Source organism: Kosakonia oryzae (assembly GCF_001658025.2).
GTDB lineage: Bacteria > Pseudomonadota > Gammaproteobacteria > Enterobacterales > Enterobacteriaceae > Kosakonia > Kosakonia oryzae.
The window spans coordinates 1759141-1779134 of record NZ_CP014007.2 but is presented as its reverse complement, the minus strand read 5'-3'; the positions used below and the strand labels follow the sequence as shown (position 1 = coordinate 1779134).

Sequence of the window (19994 nt, the reverse complement as noted above, 5' to 3'; positions counted from 1 at the left end):
AGAGGTCACTTACCACTTATAAAGATTAATTATAAATATATAATCAATTTTACCTTTAAGCCAGCGCGCCTTACCCTTTTATCCAGCAAAAGGAGAAGGTTATGACTGAAATCACACTACAGACTCATCGTCATCCAGCCTGGCGTTTTATCCCCGGCCTGTTACTCAGCGGTGTCATTACGGGATTCGCCCTGTGGCTTGGTGCAATCCCGTCGGTGGCTGGTATGGGATTAAGCGCCCTGACGCTGGCGATCCTTATCGGCATGGTTATCGGCAACACGTTCTACCCTGCCCTGCATACGCAATGCGACAGCGGCGTACTGTTTGCCAAACAGCATCTGCTGCGGCTCGGCATTATTCTGTATGGCTTTCGCCTGACGTTTTCGCAAATTGCCGATGTCGGCGTAAGCGGGATTGCCATTGATACGCTGACGCTCTCCAGTACCTTTTTGCTGGCCTGCTTCCTTGGGCAAAAAGTCTTTGGGCTGGATAAAAAAACGAGTTGGTTGATTGGCGCTGGCAGCAGTATTTGCGGGGCGGCCGCCGTGCTGGCAACGGAACCGGTGGTCAAGGCCGAGGCCAGTAAAGTCACCGTGGCCGTCGCAACCGTAGTAATCTTCGGTACGCTGGCAATCTTTATTTATCCTGCACTTTATCCGCTGTTGGGTCAGTGGTTCAGCCCGGAAACCTATGGCATCTGGATTGGCTCTACCGTGCATGAAGTGGCGCAAGTCGTTGCCGCCGGGCATGCCATCAGCCCCGATGCTGAAAATGCGGCGGTGATCGCCAAAATGCTGCGCGTCATGATGCTGGCTCCCTTCTTATTACTGCTGGCGGCTCGCATCAAACAACTCAGCCCGCAGGCAGGCGCAGAAAAAAGTAAGCTGACGATCCCGTGGTTTGCGCTTGGCTTTATCGCCGTAGCGGTGTTTAACTCGTTCCACCTGCTGCCCTCTTCCGCAGTAAATGCATTGAACACGCTGGATACACTGCTGCTGGCGATGGCAATGGCGGCGCTGGGGCTGACTACCCACATCAGCGCGCTGAAGAATGCCGGTGCGAAACCGCTGGTGATGGGATTACTGCTGTTTGTCTGGCTGATTGTCGGCGGCGGCGCGATTAATCTGGCCGTTCATCACCTGATGGCATAAACCACTACATGCCAGCCCTGGAGACCCGCTATTATTGACGCTTTCCCCTGGCGGGTTTTAACAGGAGTTTTTATGAAATACATTGGTGCGCATGTGAGCGCCTCGGGCGGCGTAGCGAATGCCGCCGTTCGCGCCGCGGAGATCGAGGCAACGGCTTTTGCGCTGTTTACCAAGAACCAGCGCCAGTGGCGTGCCGCGCCGCTGAGCACGGAGACCATCGACGAGTTCAAAGCCGCCTGCGAAAAATACCACTACACGCCCGCGCAGATCCTGCCCCATGACAGCTACCTGATTAACCTCGGACACCCGGTGGCCGATGCGCTGGAAAAATCCCGCGAGGCCTTTGTGGACGAGCTGACGCGCTGTCAGCAACTGGGACTGACGCTGCTGAACTTCCATCCTGGCAGCCATCTGATGCAGATCCCGGAGGACAAGTGCCTGGCGCTGATCGCCGAATCTATCAATATCGCACTGGCGCAAACAGAAGGGGTGACGGCGGTAATTGAGAACACCGCGGGCCAGGGCAGTAATCTTGGGTTTAAGTTTGAACATCTGGCGGCGATTATTGATGGCGTGGAAGATAAATCCCGCGTCGGCGTCTGCATTGATACCTGCCACGCTTTTGCCGCTGGTTACGATCTGCGTACCGAGCAGGCAACGGCAGAAACGTTTGCTGAATTTGAGCGCGTAGTTGGCTTCAAATACCTGCGCGGTATGCACCTGAACGATGCGAAAAGCGCGTTTGGCAGCCGCGTTGACCGTCACCACAGTCTTGGTGAAGGGAATATCGGCCACGATGCGTTTCGCTGGATTATGCGCGATGCGCGTTTCGATGGCATTCCGCTGATCCTCGAAACCGTCAACCCGGATATTTGGGCGGAAGAGATTGCCTGGCTGAAAGCGCAGCAGCAGGAAGTTAGCACCGCATAACCGTAGGCCGGATAAGTTGTCAGCCGCCAACCGGCGAAAAAAAAGGCCGCTAAGCGGCCTTTTCATTTTCTGGAACGTTATGCAACTTTCGCAACCACTTCCGTTTCCGGACGTTTCAGGAAGGCATACACCAGACCTGTCAGCAGCGTACCGGCAACGATGGAGAGCAGGTAACCGAGAACCGGCGTAATCGCCCCCGGGATCAGCAGCACAAACAGACCACCGTGCGGTGCCATCAGTTTTGCGCCAATCGCCATTGAGATAGCGCCTGTCAGTGCGCCACCGGCGATACAGCACGGGATCACACGCATCGGGTCACGAGCCGCGAACGGGATAGCCCCTTCAGAGATAAAGCACAGGCCGAGAACCAGCGCCGCTTTACCACCTTCACGTTGACCTTTATCGAACTTGTTACGCGCAACCAGCGTCGCTAAGCCCATTGCCAGCGGCGGAACCATACCGGCCGCCATAATCGCTGCCATCGGTGCGTAAGTCTGGGTACTCAGCAAGCCAACCCCAAACGCATAAGCCGCTTTGTTCACCGGGCCGCCCATGTCGGTGCACATCATTCCACCGAGGATTGCGCCCAGCAGAACAGCGTTTGCCGTGCCCATGGTTTGCAGCCAGGAAGTCAGACCGGCCAGGATTTTCGCAACCGGCGTACCGATCAGGTAAATCATCGCCAAACCGACAATCAGGCTGGAGACCAGCGGAATGATCAGAATCGGTTTCAGCGCTTCCATACTCGGCGGCAGCTTCAGACCTTTACTGATGGCTTTCGCCAGATAACCGGCGAGGAAACCGGCGATAATACCACCGATAAAACCGGAGCCAGTGCTCACCGCCAGCATCCCGCCGATCAGACCCGGTGTCAGCCCCGGACGGTCAGCGATAGAAAAGGCGATGAAGCCCGCCAGCACCGGCACCATCAGCGCGAAGGCTGAACCACCACCGATTTTCATCAGCGCAGCCGCCAGCGTGCCTTCTTCTTTAAACGCGGTGATACCGAAAGCAAAGGAGAGCGCAATCAGCAAGCCGCCCGCCACCACCATCGGCAGCATATAAGAGACGCCGGTCAGCAGGTGACGATAAGCGCCCGCACTCTCTTTTTTCCCTTCCGAACTTTCAGACTGCGCCTGACCTGACGGCTGGTAAGGCTTCGCTTCCGCGACGGCTTTATCCAGCTCCTGAGCCGTTTTCTTCAGCGCCAGGCCCGTTGTGGTGCGGTACATCGGTTTACCCGCAAATTTTGCCAGGTCAACTTCAATATCGGCGGCAACCATCACCAGATCGGCCTGCGCCACCTCTTCCGGCGTGATGGCATTGCCTGCCCCCACGGAACCACGCGTTTCTACTTTCACCCACCAGCCGCGTTTTTTCGCTTCGGTTTCAATGGCTTCAGCTGCCATAAAGGTATGCGCCACGCCGGTCGGGCACGCGGTAACCGCCACGATGCGTTTCGGGCCATTGCTGGCAACTAGCGCAGCCGCTACTGCTGTCGGCGCAGTGTAAAGCGCGGCATGGTTTTTCGCTTCGCTGAGGAACAGATCCGGGTGTGCCACTGCACGATTGATATCGCCCAGCCACACTTTTTTCCCGCTGAGCGCACTGTCGTTTGGCAGTTGGCTACCCAGCACAATCGCCAGTTCCGCTTCTCCGGGGTTTTCGATGAATTGCAGATTTGCTGTCTGCGCCGCCGCACCCAGTAAGGTCTTCGCCATATAGGCGCGGGCCTGTCCGAGTTCGGAGTCAATAATCAGCAGCGTTTTCATTATGCCTCTCCTGCTGTTAGTTAAAGGGTTTTAAGTCAACTCGCGCCATCATCGCGGCTAACTGGGTACGGTCGGTAATACCTACGTTACTCTGACTAACCGCCAGTGCAGCAACAGCGGTAGCCAGGCGTAATGTATGTTCACTGGACTCGCGCATCAGCAAGCCATAAATCAGGCCGCCAACCATCGAATCCCCTGCGCCAACGGTGCTTACCACTTCCATTGACGGCGGTTTGGCAATCCATTCCCCTGAAGCGTTAACCCACAGAGCCCCTTCTGCGCCCAGCGAGATCACCACGTGGGCGATCCCCTGTTCGCGAAGCGCGTGAGCGGCTTCAATAACATCCTTCAATTCAGGTAATTTGCGGCCAGCCCAGATTTCCAGCTCGCGGCGGTTCGGTTTCACCAACCACGGCGCGGCTTTCAGGCCAGCCACCAGCGCATCACGGCTGCTATCGAAAATAATGCACGGACACTGGCTGCGCAGGCGCGTCATCCAGTCGGTAAACGCTTCCGGGCTAACGCCGGATGGCAGGCTGCCGCTGACGCAGACCATATCGAACTGACCCAGCCAGGTCAGTGAGTCGTTGACGAAACGCTCCCAGTCGGCCGGAGTCACTTCAAAGCCGGAGAAATTGAAATCGGTTACTTCACCGTCTTTTTCCGTCAGCTTCACGTTAATGCGGGTACGCCCGGCAACCACCTGGAAACGGTTGGCGATACCCAACTCGCTGAACAGTTGCTGAAAGCCGTCCTGGTTGTCTTTACCGAGGAATCCGCCAACGGTCACGTCGATGCCAAGATCTTTCAGTACTTTCGCAACGTTGATCCCTTTGCCCGCAGCATGCAGGCCGGTAGTGCGAACCAGGTTCACTTCGCCGCGTTCAATTTCCGGGGTGAATCCCACCAGATCATAGGCCGGGTTCAGGGTAATAGTGGCAACACGTCTGCTCATTTACGCGCCCTCCCCAAGACCGGCCGCGATGGCTTCGCCAATCGCTTTCAGCGCCTGTTCAGCATCAGCGCCCTGCGCCGTGAAACGCAGGCGGTGCCCTTTTTTCACCCCCAGCGCGACCACTTTCATCAGGCTGCGGCCGTTCGCCGGTTTACCGGTGCCGTCGAGGTTGGTCACGGTGATTTCACTGTTGAATTGTTTGATGGTGTTGACCAGCATGGTGCCCGGACGGGCGTGCAGGCCGTGCTCGTTACGCACCACAAATTCATCGCTCAGCACATCGCCAACCAACGCATCATCGCTGGTCAGCAGCGCCAGCAGCGTGGCCGCATCTGCGTTCAGCAGGCTGTCAGCTTTGTTCTCTAACAGCAGATCGCTCAGGCGCTTCAGCACGGCAACAGGCTGCTCATCGGCCATGGCAACGCTGACCAGCAGCGCAGCTTGCTCACCTTCGACGTCGAACGGGGTTTCCGCGCGGCTTACCGCCACAGCGCTCAGCAGATTGCCCTCGGCGCTGTCGTTCAGCCAGATGCCCTGACCGAGGTTCAGCGGTTTCTCGTTAATCGCACGCGTAACGTAAGCCGCGTTAACCGCACCGACTTCTTTCAGACGCGCCGCATTCAACGCCTGCAGTGTCAGCAGATCGCTTGCCGCAACATCAAGGGTTAAGGTGTCGTTATCCAGCTTCAGCGCCTCGCTCTGTTTTTCGCCCATCAGCAGAGCACGCAGCTCTTCAGCCGTGGTGGCGGATTGCAGTTGCGCGGCGACATCATCATCGCTCAGCACATGCGTCAGCTGACGTAGCAGGCCAAGGTGCTCATCGGAACTTGCAGCAATCCCGATAGCAACATAGGCAACCTGACCCTCGCTCCACAGAATGCCCTGCGGGAACTGGAACACTTTGACGCCGGTTTTCAGCACCTGGTCGCGTGTGTCGGTCGTGCCGTGCGGAATGGCAATACCATTGCCAAGATAAGTTGAGGTTTGCTGCTCGCGCGCCAGCATGCCGTTGACGTAGCCATCAGCTACATTGCCTGCTGCTGCCAGCGCTGCTGCGATCTGGCGGATAGCCTCTTCTTTATTACCGGCCTGCTGGCCCGGATGGATGTCCTGAACGGATAACTGGAACATGTGACCCTCTCTCGCTGACATTGAATCGTTTCAGCTAATTTGAGAAATAAGGCGCCATCACACTGGTTGAGATATTACGCGATGACGCTGAAACGTTTCATGGAATCTTCACCTTTTTACACCAGCAATCAAGAAATCTCTGAATTTGCGTTGCAGAATTTAGAGATACTGCACATTTCAGCATCGCGTTAAGCAAATTTGCTGAAGCGGATTTGAATTTCAGCCTCTAAGTTTCAGCTTCATTCAGCTTTGATGAGAATGATTTGAAATGGCGTTTTGATTTTTCGTGGCAAATGTTGCTTAGCAGGCTGTGTTTTTTTGGCGCAGCGGCGTAAACTCCGCGTCTCACTACTGGATCTTATGAAAAATGCAAAATTCTCCCGCCGCCGCAAAACCCGGCACGTTTGATTTTACGTCGACGGCGTTCCTGATTGTCGCGTTCCTGACCGGCATTGCAGGTGCCCTGCAAACCCCCACGTTAAGCCTGTTTTTAACCAACGAAGTGCAAGTTCGCCCGGCGATGGTTGGCTTCTTTTTTACCGGCAGCGCGGTAATTGGCATTCTGGTCAGCCAGTTTCTTGCCGGGCGTTCCGATCGCAAAGGCGATCGTAAATCGCTGATTGTCTTCTGCTGCCTGTTGGGCATGCTGGCCTGTGTGCTTTTTGCCTGGAATCGCAACTACTTTGTTCTGCTGTTTGTCGGCGTATTCCTCAGCAGTTTTGGTTCTACCTCCAACCCGCAGCTTTTTGCTCTGGCGCGTGAACATGCGGATCATACTGGCCGTGAAGCCGTGATGTTCAGTTCCATCCTGCGTGCGCAGGTCTCGCTGGCGTGGGTGATTGGCCCGCCGCTCGCTTACGCGCTGGCAATGGGATTTGGTTTTACGGTGATGTATCTCTGTGCGGGCGCTGCGTTTATTGTCTGTGGCGCCATGGTGTGGCTATTTTTGCCCACGATGCGTAAAGAACCCAAACTGAAGTCGGCCGTGCTGGAAGCACCGCGCACGCATCGTCGCGATACTCTCCTGTTGTTCGTAATTTGCACGCTGATGTGGGGCACGAACAGCCTGTATATCATTAACATGCCGCTGTTTATTATCGATGAATTGCATCTGTCGGAGAAACTGGCTGGGGTGATGATGGGCACCGCCGCCGGGCTGGAAATCCCGACCATGCTGATTGCGGGTTACTACGCGAAGCGTTTTGGTAAACGTTTTTTAATGCGCGTCAGCGCGATTGCCGGGATCTTTTTCTATGCCGGGATGCTGACGGTGCATACGCCAGCCATCCTGTTAGCTTTACAAGTGCTGAACGCTATTTATATCGGTATTCTCGCCGGAATTGGCATGCTCTATTTCCAGGATCTGATGCCTGGTCAGGCGGGTTCAGCCACCACCCTTTATACTAATACCACGCGTGTCGGCTGGATTATTGCCGGCTCTTTGGGAGGGGTGGTGGCAGAAATCTGGGACTATTACACGGTGTTCTGGATTGCGCTGGCGATGACGCTGATAACGCAACTCTGTCTGACGCGTATTAAAGATATTTAGGGCGCCGTCTGGCGCTCTAAATCGAGCAGGTAAACCATCGCATCAGCACGATTCGAGCCGCACATATCGCGGCTCGGCTGCAACCCGGCGCACACTTTTGGGCGCAGCGGTGAAGCGAAGATTTTGCAACGCTGCTGTTCATCCAGTTGGACGCAGGGGGTGTTGGCCGGTTTACCGTTGGGCATGCCGGGGATTGGGCTGGTAATGGACGGTGCGGTACAACACGCTCCACAGTCCGGGCGGCATTGCATAATGGCTCTCTTTTTTAATGGCGCGCCAGGCTGGCGCGTACAGGGCGCAAACTACCATTTTTTGCAGCCCGAAGGCAAAACTCAGATTCCGCTTGCCTGGAATCCGCCTCGCGAGTAGTTTGTCGCGATATTTTTGTTATTTTAATCTCACAGGACCCTTGCAATGCCAAGAGCGAACGAAATTAAAAAAGGTATGGTGCTGAATTACAACGGCAAACTGCTGATTGTGAAAGATATTGATATCCAGGCACCGAGCGCCCGTGGCGCAGCAACGCTGTACAAGATGCGTTTTTCCGATGTCCGTACCGGGCTGAAAGTGGAAGAGCGTTTTAAAGGCGATGATATCCTCGATACCGTTACCCTGAACCGCCGCTTTGTTGACTTCTCTTACATTGATGGCAACGAATACGTGTTCATGGATAAAGAAGATTACACGCCGTATACCTTCACGAAAGATCAGATTGAAGAAGAGCTGCAGTTTATTCCGGAAGGCGGCATGCCGGATATGCAGGTTCTGCTGTGGGATGGCCAGTTGCTGGCGCTCGAACTGCCGCAGACTGTCGATCTTGAAATCGTGGAAACGGCGCCGGGCATTAAAGGTGCTTCTGCCAGCTCCCGTACCAAACCCGCCACCCTGAATACAGGTCTGGTTGTGCAGGTGCCGGAATATCTCACCACCGGTGAGAAGATCCGCATCCATATCGAAGAGCGCCGCTACATGGGCCGCGCTGACTGATCTCGTGTTGCCATGAAAAAAGCCACTTCATTGAAGTGGCTTTTTTTTGCCTGATGGCGCTTTGCTTTACATCACATTACAGCAAATCGCGGAACAGGGTTTTCTTCAGCGCCAGCTCAACACCGCGCACTTCCGCCATCCCTTTCAGACGACCAATCGCCGAGTAACCCGGATTGGTTTTCTTACGCAGATCGTCCAGCATCTGGTGACCATGATCCGGGCGGAACGGGATCGGGCGCAGATCGCCTGCTTTCTTGCGGCGCTGCTCTTCAGTCAGAATCGCGGCCACAACCGAGACCATATCCACATCGCCCTGCAAATGCGCAGCTTCGTGGAAGGTTTTCGGGTTATCTTCGCGGCACGTTGCGCGCAGGTGCGTAAAGTGGATGCGATCGCCGAAGGTTTCAATCATCCGCACCAGGTCGTTATCAGCACGCACACCGTATGAACCGGTACACATAGTGAAACCGTTATTGATGCTGTCGACAGCTTCTTTCAGCCACTGCATATCTTCAATAGTCGAAACGATACGCGGCAGGCCGAGGATTGGACGCGGCGGATCGTCCGGGTGAACCGCCAGACGTACGCCCACTTCCTGAGCAACCGGTACAATAGCGCGCAGGAAATAAGCCATGTTTTCACGCAGTTGCGCTTTATCGATACCATCATATTCCGCCAGACGCGCGCGGAACTGATCCAGCGTATAACCCTCTTCAGCGCCCGGCAGACCGGCGATGATATTGCGTGTCAGCTTTTCGACTTCCGCTTCGCTCATCGCGTTGAAGTAAGCCTGCGCCTGGCGCTGCTCTTCTTCGCTGTAGTCCGCTTCCGCGCCTGGGCGTTTGAGGATATGCAGTTCAAAAGCAGCGAAGGCGATCTGGTCGAAACGCAGCGCTTTGGAACCGTCCGGCAATTGATATTCGAGATCGGTACGCGTCCAGTCGAGGATCGGCATAAAGTTGTAGCAGACCGTATCGATACCGCAGGTTGCCAGGTTACGGATACTCTGCTGGTAATTGGCGATCCAGGTTTCATACTGGCCGGAATGAGTTTTGATATCTTCATGTACCGGGATGCTTTCCACCACCGACCAGGTCAGCCCTTTTTCCGCCAGTAACGCCTGACGCGCCTTAATCTCCTCAACTGGCCACACCTGGCCATTCGGAATATGGTGCAGCGCAGTGACCACGCCGGTTGCACCTGCCTGCCGCACATCGTCAAGAGATACCGGATCGTTCGGTCCGTACCAACGCCAGGTTTGTTCCATCGCCTTACCCTCTAAAGTTGTTATACCAATACACATCATTGCATGACGACTACCATACATGCTTAGCCGGAATGGTCAAATATTCCCACAGCAATGATTGATCCAGCTCACATTCCCCGGATATTTAAGGCATACCAATTTTTTTTGCTGTCATATAACTTTACACTGCTGTTGTTAATTATTGGTTAATCAGGTGTATACAGATGAAGACTATTGCTTCCGCATCGCTTCCCGCCACGGTACAGCAACCTCAGTATGATCGCGCACAGCTGCGCTCGCGCATCGTGCATTTCGGTTTTGGCGCGTTTCATCGCGCGCATCAGGCGCTATTGACCGACCGGGTGCTGAATGCGCAGGGCGGCGACTGGGGGATTTGTGAAATCAGCTTATTCAGCGGTGATGTACTGATGTCGCAACTGCGCGAGCAGGATCATCTGTATACCGTGCTGGAGAAAGGCGCAACCGGCAATCAGCCGATTATTGTCGGCGCAGTCAACGAGTGCCTGAATGCAAAGCTCGATTCCCTGCCAGCCATCATTGAGAAATTTTGTGAACCGCAGGTGGCGATTGTTTCGCTGACGATTACCGAAAAAGGCTACTGTATCGACCCGGCCAGCGGCCAGTTGGATCTGCGCCAGCCACGTATTGAACATGATCTTCAGTATCCACACGAGCCGCACTCGGCGCCGGGCATTCTGGTTGAAGCATTGTATCGCCGCCGCGAGCGCGGGCTGCCGCCATTTACTGTACTCTCCTGCGATAACATTCCCGATAACGGTCACATTGTGAAAAATGCGGTGTTGGGCATGGCAAAAACCCGTTCACCGGAACTGGCGCACTGGATCGCGGAGAATGTCAGTTTTCCGGCCACAATGGTCGATCGCATTGTACCGGCAGCAACAGACGAATCGCTGGCGGAAATCAGCGATGTTCTGGGCGTTTTCGACCCCTGCGCCATCAGCTGCGAGCCGTTTATCCAGTGGGTAATTGAAGATAATTTCGTCGCCGGGCGTCCGCAGTGGGAAGTCGCAGGCGTACAACTGGTGCAGGATGTGCAGCCGTGGGAACAGATGAAACTTCGAATGCTTAACGGCAGCCACTCTTTCCTTGCTTATCTGGGGTATCTGGCCGGTTTTGCGCATATTAATGACTGCATGCAGGATGAAGCATTCCGCGAAGCTGCGCGTCGTCTGATGCTGGATGAGCAAGCGCCAACCCTGCGTATCACCGGTGTCGATCTTACAGCTTATGCTGACAGCCTGCTTGAACGCTTCGCTAACCCGGCGTTGAAACACCGCACCTGGCAAATCGCCATGGATGGCAGCCAAAAACTACCGCAGCGCATGCTCGATAGCGTTCGCGTCCATTTACAGCGGGAAAGTCGCTGGCCGCTACTGGCGCTGGGCATTGCCGGCTGGATGCGTTATGTCAGCGGTGTAGATGATGCCGGGCAGCCTATTGATGTTCGCGATCCGCTGGCAGACAAAATTCACGCCATTGTCGAAACCAGTAACGAAGCTGAGCGCGTGACTGCGCTGCTGGCGCTGAAGGAGATATTCGGTAACGATCTGCCGCTTAATCCGCTGTTTGTCGATGCCGTTGGCGACGCTTGGCAAAACATTGCCGCCTATGGTGCACACGACGCGGTAAAACGCGTACTCAGCGCTTAGCAATTGCTGCGGTTTACGCGGATGGTTCGCATTTAACACCATCCGCGCCCTTCTCTTTTCTCATTTTTTTCGCCAGGATCACAGATCACCTACGTTTTATTGACGACAGGAGCTTTTGTGACCAGAACCAATCTCATTACCGGCTTTCTCGGAAGCGGCAAAACCACCTCTATTTTGCACCTGCTGGCGAATAAAGATCCGCAGGAGAAATGGGCAGTGCTGGTGAATGAATTTGGCGAAGTCGGTATCGACGGCGCATTGCTTGCCGACAGCGGCGCACTGCTTAAAGAGATCCCCGGTGGTTGCATGTGCTGCGTAAATGGTCTGCCGATGCAGGTGGGGTTGAACACCCTGCTGCGCCAGGGCAAGCCCGACCGTCTGTTGATTGAACCGACCGGGCTCGGCCACCCGAAACAGATCCTCAATATGTTGACGGACCCGGTCTACGAACCATGGATCGATCTGCGCGCCACCCTCTGTTTGCTTGATCCCCGTCAGTTGCTGGATGAGAAAGCGCTCACTAATGACAATTTCCGCGATCAACTGGCGGCGGCCGACATCATAGTCGCTAATAAACAGGATCGTGCAACCGTAGAGAGCCAGCAAGCGCTGGAAGCATGGTGGTCCCGCTTTGGCGGCGAGCGTCTACGGGTCAGCGTCACCCAGGGCGCGATTGATGGCGCGTTGCTCGATCGCCCGCGCCGTAATCTGCGGGAACTCCCTTCCAGTGCCGCGCATGACCACACGCACGGCGAGCGGAAAGGTCTTGCGGCGCTGAGCCTGCCAGCGCATCAACGCTGGCGTCGCAGTCTGAACAGCGGCCAGGGTCATCAGGCATGCGGCTGGATTTTTGATGAAGAGACGGTGTTTGACACCATTGGCCTGCTTGAATGGGTGCGTCGTGCCCCAGTTGAGCGTGTCAAAGGCGTTATGCGCATTCCGGAAGGCCTGCTGCGGGTGAATCGTCAGGGAGAGGATTTTCATCTCGAAACGCAGAATGTTGCGCCGCCGGATAGTCGAATTGAGCTAATCACTGCCTCAGAAGCCGACTGGAACACGCTTCAGTCCGCTTTGTTGAAGCTTCGTTTAAGTCCGGAACACTAACGTTCCCCCCTTGTGTTTATTAAGAATCCTTAAGTAATGAAAACTCATCTGCCCCTGATTATTTTGCTGAATGCCGCTGGGCTGGCGTTATTTATGTGCTGGTATCTGCCTGTAAATCATGGTTTTTGGTTTCCGCTGGACTCAGCCATTTTTCACTTCTTCAACCGTGGGCTGGTAGAAAACCGCGCCCTGCTTTGGCTGGTGGCGCTAACCAATAACCGCGCGTTCGATGCCTGTTCGCTGGTCGCCATGGGCTGCCTGATGCTGTCGTTCTGGCTGCCAGCCGATCGCACCGGCCGTCGCCGTGTGGTAATCATCGGTCTGACCATGTTATTGATTGCTGTAGTGGTAAACCAGCTGGCGCAGCATCTGATGCCGGTACAACGCGCGAGCCCGTCACTCTACTTTACCGATATACATCGGGTCAGCGAGCTGCTCGATTTCCCGACCAAAGACGCCTCGAAGGATAGTTTCCCCGGCGACCATGGAATGATGTTGCTTATTTTCGCTGCGGTGATGTGGCGTTATTTCGGCAAAAAAGCATTTGGCATTGCCCTGATTATTTTTGTGGTTTTCGCTTTCCCGCGCGTCATGATCGGTGCGCACTGGTTTACGGATATTGCTGTTGGTTCGTTATCCGCCGTGCTGATTGGTCTGCCGTGGTGTCTGTTAACGCCGCTAAGCGATAAAATTATCGCATTGTTTGATCATTATTTGCCTGGAAATAACAAAGTTTAAACAATCACCCAACATCAATTAATGTCATCCATTAGGGATCGTTTTCGATCCCTAATTCAAATCTGCCGCCTTTTCCCGCTATTGTCATTTTCCTGTCATGGTAAACTGCATATGAATTAGCACATTGCGTGCTTTTTACACTGCACGGGTTAATTTTTGAGCATTTCAGGAAATTCACTTTCTGTATCATAATTTCTTATAAAAAAATGCAGAAAAGCGCTCGCCATGCCCAGGATGTTCAGGTAACCTCGGTTCGTCTTGTCGCAAAGAGTGCTGTTATTCTCATTGTGCGTATTTTTGTGCGTTCTTCCACAAATCTATGCCGGAGTAATTGTCTCGATGCCTTCAGATAATTAATCTCGCTGCGTTGGCATTTTTATAACGATATTTATCGTTAAGGACTTCAAGGGAAAATAAGCAATATGGTCAAATCTCAGCCGATTTTGAGATATATCTTGCGGGCGATCCCTGCAATTGCAGTAGCGGTACTGCTCTCTGCTTGTTCTACAAATACCGCAAAAAACATGCATTCTGAGACGCTTGCTGTGGGTGAAGACAGTTCTTCACTGCAAACCTCTCAGGATGAATTTGAAAATATGGTTCGTAATCTGGACGTAAAAAGCCGCATTATGGATCAATACGCTGACTGGAAAGGCGTTCGCTACCGTCTTGGCGGCGACACCAAAAAAGGCATCGACTGTTCTGGTTTCGTGCAGCGCACCTTCCGTGAACAGTTTGGTTTAGAACTGCCGCGTTCCACATGGGAACAGCAGGAAACCGGTAAGTCCATCTCGCGCACCAGTTTGCGTACAGGCGATCTGGTTCTGTTCAGGGCGGGTTCAACGGGCCGACACGTTGGCATCTATATTGGCAACAACCAGTTTGTTCATGCTTCCACCAGCAACGGTGTGATGATTTCCAGCATGGATGAGCCTTACTGGAAGAAGCGCTACAACGAAGCGCGACGCATCCTTACACGCAGCTAATTGCTTAATGCCGGTTTACCCTTGAACTGGCATTGAGTCTAAAAACACTGCTTCGGCGGTGTTTTTTTATGCCTGTTATGTGCCATCCCCTTCTTTTCAAGTTATAGTCCGGCAACATTGCTCCCGCATCTCTGAACGCCTGGAATGGATCTCACACTATGTTCAGCCGCTATTTTTCCCTGAACCGCAAAATTATATTGATAAGCCTGATCGCGGGCGTACTCGCTGCATTGATTGTCGGTGGACTGCAATTGGGGCTGGAGCAACATAAACGCGAAGATCGCTATACCGCATTAGTGAATAACATTCAGCACTGGCTCTCAGGCTATCTCAATGAAATACGCACAACAGCAGAATCGCTGCAACCGCTCACGCTGGATGAGTGTCCTGTCGTCGTCGGCGCGCTGACCTCCAGAGCCGCATTCACGATTAACGTGCGTGCGTTTCTGCTGGTAAAAGATCAGCGGGCCTTTTGTTCATCGGCCACCGGCGAGATGAGTATGGCAATGAAAGATCTGGTACCGGATCTCAACCTGACAAAAAACCTGGATATGGTGTTACTGCCCGGCACACCGATGATGCCGAACAAACCCGCCATCGCCGTCTGGTTTCGTAGCCCGCTCCTCGAGAATCGCGGGGTGCTCGCCACGCTGAACATCAATCTGACGCCTTATATGCTCTATACCTCGCAGCGCCCCGATCTGACCGGCGTGGCGCTGGGCATCGGCAATCGTGCCGTTTCCACCTTTTCCCCCGGTTTAGTTGACCTGAGCACAATAACCCCGCCGCCGATACGAACCACGCACATTGAAGGTTCACCCATCGAATTTTATCTCTATGCGGAAAAGTGGCGGCCTGAGGATGTTCAATTCGCCGTGCTGCTTGGAGCGACTTTCGGCATGCTTTTTGGCCTGCTGACCGCCTATATTCTGCAAAACAATCTCACCCCTGGCCGCGAGATCCTGACCGGTATCAAGCGCGATCAATTCTATGTTGTTTACCAGCCGGTGGTGGAAGCGAAAAATTTGCAGGTCACCGGCGTTGAAGTTCTGATGCGCTGGAAGCATCCAACGGCAGGTGAAATCCCGCCGGATGCATTTATTCATTTTGCAGAAGCCCAGCAACTGATTGTGCCGCTGACGCAGCATCTGTTCCGCTTAATCGCCCACGATGCGCCGCGATTAAAGACGCTGCTGCCCGAAGGGGCAAAACTGGGCATTAACATTGCCCCTGGTCACCTGCAAGATGAACATTTTATGCAGGATATTCGCCAGCTATCGCGTTCGCTCCCCGCTCACCATTTCAGTATCGTACTGGAGATCACCGAGCGGGATATGTTGCGTTTTAACGAAGTGACTGCGCGGTTTGAGCAGCTCCGTGAAGAGGGCTACGAAACGGCTATTGATGATTTCGGCACCGGACACAGCGCGCTGATTTATCTGGAACGCTTCACAATGGATTATCTGAAAATCGACCGTGGCTTCGTTAATGCCATTGGCACAGAAACCGTGACGTCGCCCGTGCTTGATGCCGTGCTGACGCTGGCAAAAAAGCTGAATATGCTGACGGTCGCCGAAGGTGTTGAAACGCCAGAGCAAGCCCGATGGCTGCGCGAACATGGCGTTCACTATATGCAGGGCTACTATTTTAGCCGTCCGATGACGCTACAACAGTTTACCGAATGGCAGCCGCCGCTATTTTCCGCCCGGCTATAGGCGCGAATTATTTCACAACCTGCCGGGCCTCCCTTATTATTCAATGATTAGAGGTTAAGGCGCCTGCTGCTGCGCCGTTCACAGGAACACAGCGAATGAAGTTTTTGCGTATTTCAGCTTTCGTGCTGGCGTTTGCCACGCTGGCTTGCCAGGCCCAGATCATTAAAGAGAGCGACTCATTTGCCGTGATCGGCGAGCCTAAATACGCCATCAACTTTACCCATTTTGACTATGTGAATCCTGCCGCACCGAAAGGCGGGAATGCGATGCTGTCAGTGATTGGCACCTTCGATAACTTCAACCGTTTTGCCATGCGGGGAAACGCCGCAGTCCGCACTGAGTCGCTGTACGATTCCCTGTTTACCACCTCCGATGATGAACCCGGCAGTTACTACCCGTTGGTGGCAGAAATGGCCCGCTATGCTGACGACTTCTCCTGGATGGAGGTCTCGCTGAACCCCCGCGCGACATTTCACGACGGCTCACCCATCCGCGCCAGCGATGTGGCTTTTACCTTTCAAAAATTTATGACCGAAGGCGTGCCGCAATTTCGCCTGGTCTACAAAGGAACGACGGTGAAAGCGATTTCGCCGTTGACCGTGCGCATTGTGCTGGCGAAACCCAGTAAAGAGAGCATGCTTAGCCTGCTGACGCTGCCAGTGATGCCGGAAAAATTCTGGAAAGATCACCGGCTGGATGAACCACTCTCGCACCCACCGCTGGGCAGCGGTCCTTATCGCATCAGCGCCTGGCGCATGGGGCAGTACATTACTTATAGTCGGGTCAAGGATTACTGGGGCGCGAATCTGCCGGTTAACCGCGGGCGCTGGAATTTCGACTCGATCCGTTACGATTACTACCTCGACGATAATGTCGCGTTCGAAGCCTTTAAGGCGGGCGCATTCGATATGCGCAGCGAAAGTGATGCCAAAAACTGGGCTACGCGCTATACCGGCAGCAACTTCAGCAATGGCTATATAGTTAAAGATGAACAACCGAACGCATCAGCACAGGATACGCGCTGGCTGGCGTTTAATATTCAGCGGCCAATCTTCAGCGATCGCCGCGTCCGCGAAGCCATCTCGCTGGCCTTTGATTTTGAATGGATGAACAAAGCGCTGTTTTACGGTGCCTACAGCCGCGCTAACAGCTATTTCCAGAATACTGAATACGCCGCGCGCAGTTATCCCGATGCGGATGAATTAGTCCTGCTGGCGCCGCTGAAAGCACAAGTACCGCCAGAAGTTTTCACTTCCGTTTACACACCGGCAAAATCCGACGGCAGCGGTTATGACCGGGCAAATCTGCTCAAAGCCGACAAACTGCTGACGGAAGCGGGCTGGGTGCTAAAAAACCAGCGGCGTGTGAATGCGCAAACCGGCCAGCCTTTCACCTTTGAGCTGCTGCTGCCTTCCGGCGGCGATACCTTATGGGTGCTCCCGTTCCAGCACAGCCTCGCACGCCTGGGCATCGATATGGAAGTGCGCCAGGTCGATAACTCGCAGGCCACCAGCCGCTTGCGCAGCCGCGATTACGATATGATGCCACGCGTATGGCGGGCGCAATTGTGGCCGAGTGAGGATCTGCAAATTGCCTGGAGCTCGCAATACATTGACTCTTCCTATAACGCGCCCGGTGTCAAAAACCCGGCGGTGGATAATCTGATCGCCCAGATCGCACACTGGCAAGGCAATAAAGAGAAACTGCTGCCGCTTGGCCGCGCGCTGGATCGCGTACTGACCTGGAATTATTACATGCTGCCCATGTGGTATATGTCGGCCGATCGCATCGCCTGGTGGGATAAATTCTCGATGCCAGGCGTTCGCCCCCTCTACTCCCTGGGTTTTGATACCTGGTGGTATGACGTAAATAAAGCGGCAAAATTGCCAGCAGCCAGACGTTAAGGAGACCGAATGGGCGCCTATATCATTCGCCGCTTACTGCTGATAATTCCCACTCTCTGGGCCATTATCACCATTAACTTTTTCATTGTGCAGATTGCCCCTGGCGGCCCGGTCGATCAGGCCATTGCCGCAATTGAGTTTGGCGATCGTAACGCATTGCCCGGTAGCGGTGCAGGTGGTATGGGCGCGACCCATGCACGAACCGGCGTGGGCGATGCCCTCAGTAATGACAGCCACTATCGCGGCGGGCGCGGCCTCGATCCGCAAGTCATTGAAGAGATCAAAAAGCGCTATGGTTTTGATAAGCCGCTGTACCAGCGCTACTTCAAAATGCTGTGGGACTATATACGCTTCGACTTCGGTGACAGCCTGTTTCGCAGCGCCTCAGTGCTGCAATTGATTAAAGACAGCCTGCCGGTTTCTATCTCTGTCAGCCTGTGGGCAATGCTGATCGTCTATCTGGTGTCGATACCGCTCGGCATTCGCAAAGCAGTCTACAACGGCAGCCGTTTCGACATCTGGAGCAGTGCGGTCATCATCGTTGGCTATTCAATCCCCTCTTTCCTGTTCGCGATCCTGCTGATTATCTTTTTTTCCGGCGGCAGCTATTACGATATTTTCCCGCTTCGCGGACTGGTCTCGACAAATTTCGACACGCTGCCCTGGTATCAAAAAATTACCGACTATTTGTGGCATATCACTCTGCCGGTACTGGCCTCGGTGATTGGCGGCTTAGCCGCGCTGACGATGCTGACCAAGAACTCCTTTCTGGATGAGATCCGCAAACAGTATGTGGTTACCGCTCGCGCCAAAGGCGTCAGCGAGCGCAATATCATGCGCAAACACGTGTTTCGCAACGCCATGCTGCTGGTGATTGCCGGTTTTCCGGCCACCTTTATCAGCATGTTTTTTACCGGCTCGCTATTGATTGAAGTGATTTTTTCGCTTAACGGTCTTGGCCTGCTGGGCTATGAAGCCACGCTCTCGCGGGATTACCCGGTCATGTTTGGCACACTCTATATTTTCTCTCTGATCGGCCTGCTGCTGAATATCCTCAGTGATATCACCTATACGCTGGTGGATCCGCGAATCGATTTCGAGGGACGCTGATGTTGCAACTTAGCTATGTCAACCAGATGCGCTGGGAGCGCTTTCGCCATAACCGTCGCGGTTACTGGTCGCTGTGGATCTTTTTAACCATTTTTATTCTGAGCCTGTTTGCCGAACTGGTGGCGAATGACCGGCCACTGCTGGTGCGTTATGAAGGGCACTGGTATGTGCCACTGGTGAAAAATTACAGTGAAAGTGATTTTGGCGGCCCACTGGCCACCGCAGCGGATTATCAGGATCCGTGGCTGAAAAAGCAGCTTGAAGAGCACGGCTGGGCGTTGTGGGCGCCGGTGCGATTCGGCGCGCGCAGCATTAACTATGCGACTACTACGCCCTTTCCCTCGCCGCCTTCAGCACAGAACTGGCTTGGCACCGATGCAAATGGCGGCGACGTTCTGGCGCGGATCCTCTACGGTACGCGAATTTCGCTGTTGTTCGGCCTGATGTTGACCTTTTGTACCAGTGTGATTGGCATCCTGGCCGGCGCATTACAGGGCTATTACGGCGGTAAAATCGATCTGCTCGGCCAGCGTTTTATTGAAGTCTGGTCCGGTCTGCCAACGCTCTTTTTAATTATTTTGCTCTCCAGCGTGATCCAGCCAGGCTTCTGGTGGCTGTTGGGCATCACTGTGTTGTTCGGCTGGATGACGCTGGTCAGTGTGGTCCGCGCGGAATTTCTGCGCACGCGGAATTTTGACTATATCCGAGCCGCCCAGGCGCTAGGGGTTAGCGATCGGGCGATTATGCTGCGCCATATGTTGCCTAATGCGATGGTCGCCACCCTGACATTGCTGCCGTTCGTACTTTGCGGCTCAGTAGGAACGCTGACTTCGCTGGATTTCCTCGGCTTTGGTTTGCCGCTTGGCTCACCGTCGCTGGGCGAGTTGCTGCTACAGGGAAAAAATAACTTACAGGCGCCGTGGCTGGGGATCGCCGCGTTTGTCTCCACCGCCCTGCTGCTCTCGCTGTTGATTTTTATCGGCGAAGCGGTGCGGGACGCATTTGATCCGAACAAGGCGGTGTAA

The 19994-nt window shown here is 54.2% G+C and carries 17 protein-coding genes; 12 read left to right on the top strand and 5 right to left on the bottom strand.

Annotated features, from left to right (window positions below):
* The first annotated feature begins 101 nt into the window (after nucleotides 1-101).
* Complete coding sequence (locus AWR26_RS08525) at nucleotides 102-1151, top strand: YeiH family putative sulfate export transporter (RefSeq protein WP_064564963.1); 1050 nt, start codon at nucleotides 102-104, stop codon at nucleotides 1149-1151.
* 72 nt (nucleotides 1152-1223) lie between these two features.
* Nucleotides 1224-2081 carry a deoxyribonuclease IV gene (nfo, locus tag AWR26_RS08520; protein WP_064564961.1) on the top strand — a complete coding sequence of 286 codons (858 nt, stop codon included), beginning with the start codon at nucleotides 1224-1226 and terminating at the stop codon, nucleotides 2079-2081.
* Between the two features lie 77 nt (nucleotides 2082-2158).
* On the opposite strand, the gene fruA is transcribed toward nfo, so the two are convergent.
* From fruA to fruB, 3 genes are read right to left on the bottom strand one after another with little or no spacing between them, the layout of a single operon-like run.
* Nucleotides 2159-3853 (bottom strand): PTS fructose transporter subunit IIBC, encoded by a 1695-nt coding sequence (fruA, locus tag AWR26_RS08515; protein WP_064564959.1) that lies wholly within the window; start codon nucleotides 3851-3853, stop codon nucleotides 2159-2161.
* Between the two features lie 16 nt (nucleotides 3854-3869).
* A complete protein-coding gene (fruK, locus tag AWR26_RS08510) occupies nucleotides 3870-4808 on the bottom strand; it encodes a 1-phosphofructokinase (protein ID WP_007371162.1) in 939 nt (312 codons plus the stop codon).
* Nucleotides 4809-5939 carry a fused PTS fructose transporter subunit IIA/HPr protein gene (fruB, locus tag AWR26_RS08505; protein WP_043952955.1) on the bottom strand — a complete coding sequence of 377 codons (1131 nt, stop codon included), beginning with the start codon at nucleotides 5937-5939 and terminating at the stop codon, nucleotides 4809-4811.
* Nucleotides 5940-6306: 367 nt separating this feature from the next.
* Here fruB and setB point away from each other — a divergent pair, with 367 nt between their 5' ends.
* Nucleotides 6307-7488, top strand: a complete 1182-nt coding sequence (gene setB, locus AWR26_RS08500; protein ID WP_064564957.1) for a sugar efflux transporter SetB — start codon at nucleotides 6307-6309, stop codon at nucleotides 7486-7488.
* Here setB and AWR26_RS08495 read toward each other — a convergent pair.
* Nucleotides 7485-7739 (bottom strand): YkgJ family cysteine cluster protein, encoded by a 255-nt coding sequence (locus AWR26_RS08495; protein ID WP_043952953.1) that lies wholly within the window; start codon nucleotides 7737-7739, stop codon nucleotides 7485-7487. The genes setB and AWR26_RS08495 overlap by 4 nt on opposite strands.
* A gap of 163 nt (nucleotides 7740-7902) precedes the next feature.
* Between AWR26_RS08495 and yeiP the strand changes: the two genes are divergently transcribed.
* Entirely contained in the window at nucleotides 7903-8475 is a 573-nt protein-coding gene (gene yeiP / locus AWR26_RS08490) for an elongation factor P-like protein YeiP (RefSeq protein ID WP_007371156.1), read from the top strand.
* A gap of 76 nt (nucleotides 8476-8551) precedes the next feature.
* Here yeiP and uxuA read toward each other — a convergent pair whose 3' ends face one another.
* On the bottom strand, nucleotides 8552-9742 hold the full coding sequence (gene uxuA / locus AWR26_RS08485; protein WP_064564955.1) for a mannonate dehydratase: 1191 nt from the start codon (nucleotides 9740-9742) through the stop codon (nucleotides 8552-8554).
* A 203-nt stretch (nucleotides 9743-9945) separates the two neighbouring features.
* On the opposite strand from uxuA, the gene AWR26_RS08480 reads away from it, so the two are divergent.
* The 8 genes from AWR26_RS08480 to AWR26_RS08445 all read left to right on the top strand — a co-directional run bounded on the left by AWR26_RS08480 (nucleotide 9946) and on the right by AWR26_RS08445 (nucleotide 19994).
* Nucleotides 9946-11412, top strand: coding sequence for a mannitol dehydrogenase family protein (locus AWR26_RS08480; protein ID WP_064564953.1), 1467 nt, complete (start codon nucleotides 9946-9948; stop codon nucleotides 11410-11412).
* 117 nt (nucleotides 11413-11529) lie between these two features.
* Nucleotides 11530-12516, top strand: coding sequence for a CobW family GTP-binding protein (locus tag AWR26_RS08475; protein WP_064564951.1), 987 nt, complete (start codon nucleotides 11530-11532; stop codon nucleotides 12514-12516).
* Nucleotides 12517-12552: 36 nt separating this feature from the next.
* Nucleotides 12553-13254: a phosphatase PAP2 family protein gene (locus AWR26_RS08470; protein ID WP_043952949.1), complete on the top strand. Its 702-nt coding sequence runs from the start codon at nucleotides 12553-12555 to the stop codon at nucleotides 13252-13254.
* A gap of 422 nt (nucleotides 13255-13676) precedes the next feature.
* Nucleotides 13677-14240: a bifunctional murein DD-endopeptidase/murein LD-carboxypeptidase gene (mepS, locus tag AWR26_RS08465; RefSeq protein WP_007371151.1), complete on the top strand. Its 564-nt coding sequence runs from the start codon at nucleotides 13677-13679 to the stop codon at nucleotides 14238-14240.
* A 158-nt stretch (nucleotides 14241-14398) separates the two neighbouring features.
* Entirely contained in the window at nucleotides 14399-15955 is a 1557-nt protein-coding gene (locus AWR26_RS08460) for a cyclic di-GMP phosphodiesterase (protein ID WP_064564950.1), read from the top strand.
* A 95-nt stretch (nucleotides 15956-16050) separates the two neighbouring features.
* The gene (locus AWR26_RS08455; protein WP_064564948.1) at nucleotides 16051-17859 is read left to right on the top strand and encodes an extracellular solute-binding protein; all 1809 of its coding nucleotides are present in this window, start codon (nucleotides 16051-16053) and stop codon (nucleotides 17857-17859) included.
* Between the two features lie 9 nt (nucleotides 17860-17868).
* A complete protein-coding gene (locus tag AWR26_RS08450; RefSeq protein ID WP_064564946.1) occupies nucleotides 17869-18969 on the top strand; it encodes a microcin C ABC transporter permease YejB in 1101 nt (366 codons plus the stop codon).
* Complete coding sequence (locus AWR26_RS08445; RefSeq protein ID WP_064564943.1) at nucleotides 18969-19994, top strand: microcin C ABC transporter permease; 1026 nt, start codon at nucleotides 18969-18971, stop codon at nucleotides 19992-19994. The genes AWR26_RS08450 and AWR26_RS08445 overlap by 1 nt, the downstream gene beginning before the upstream one ends.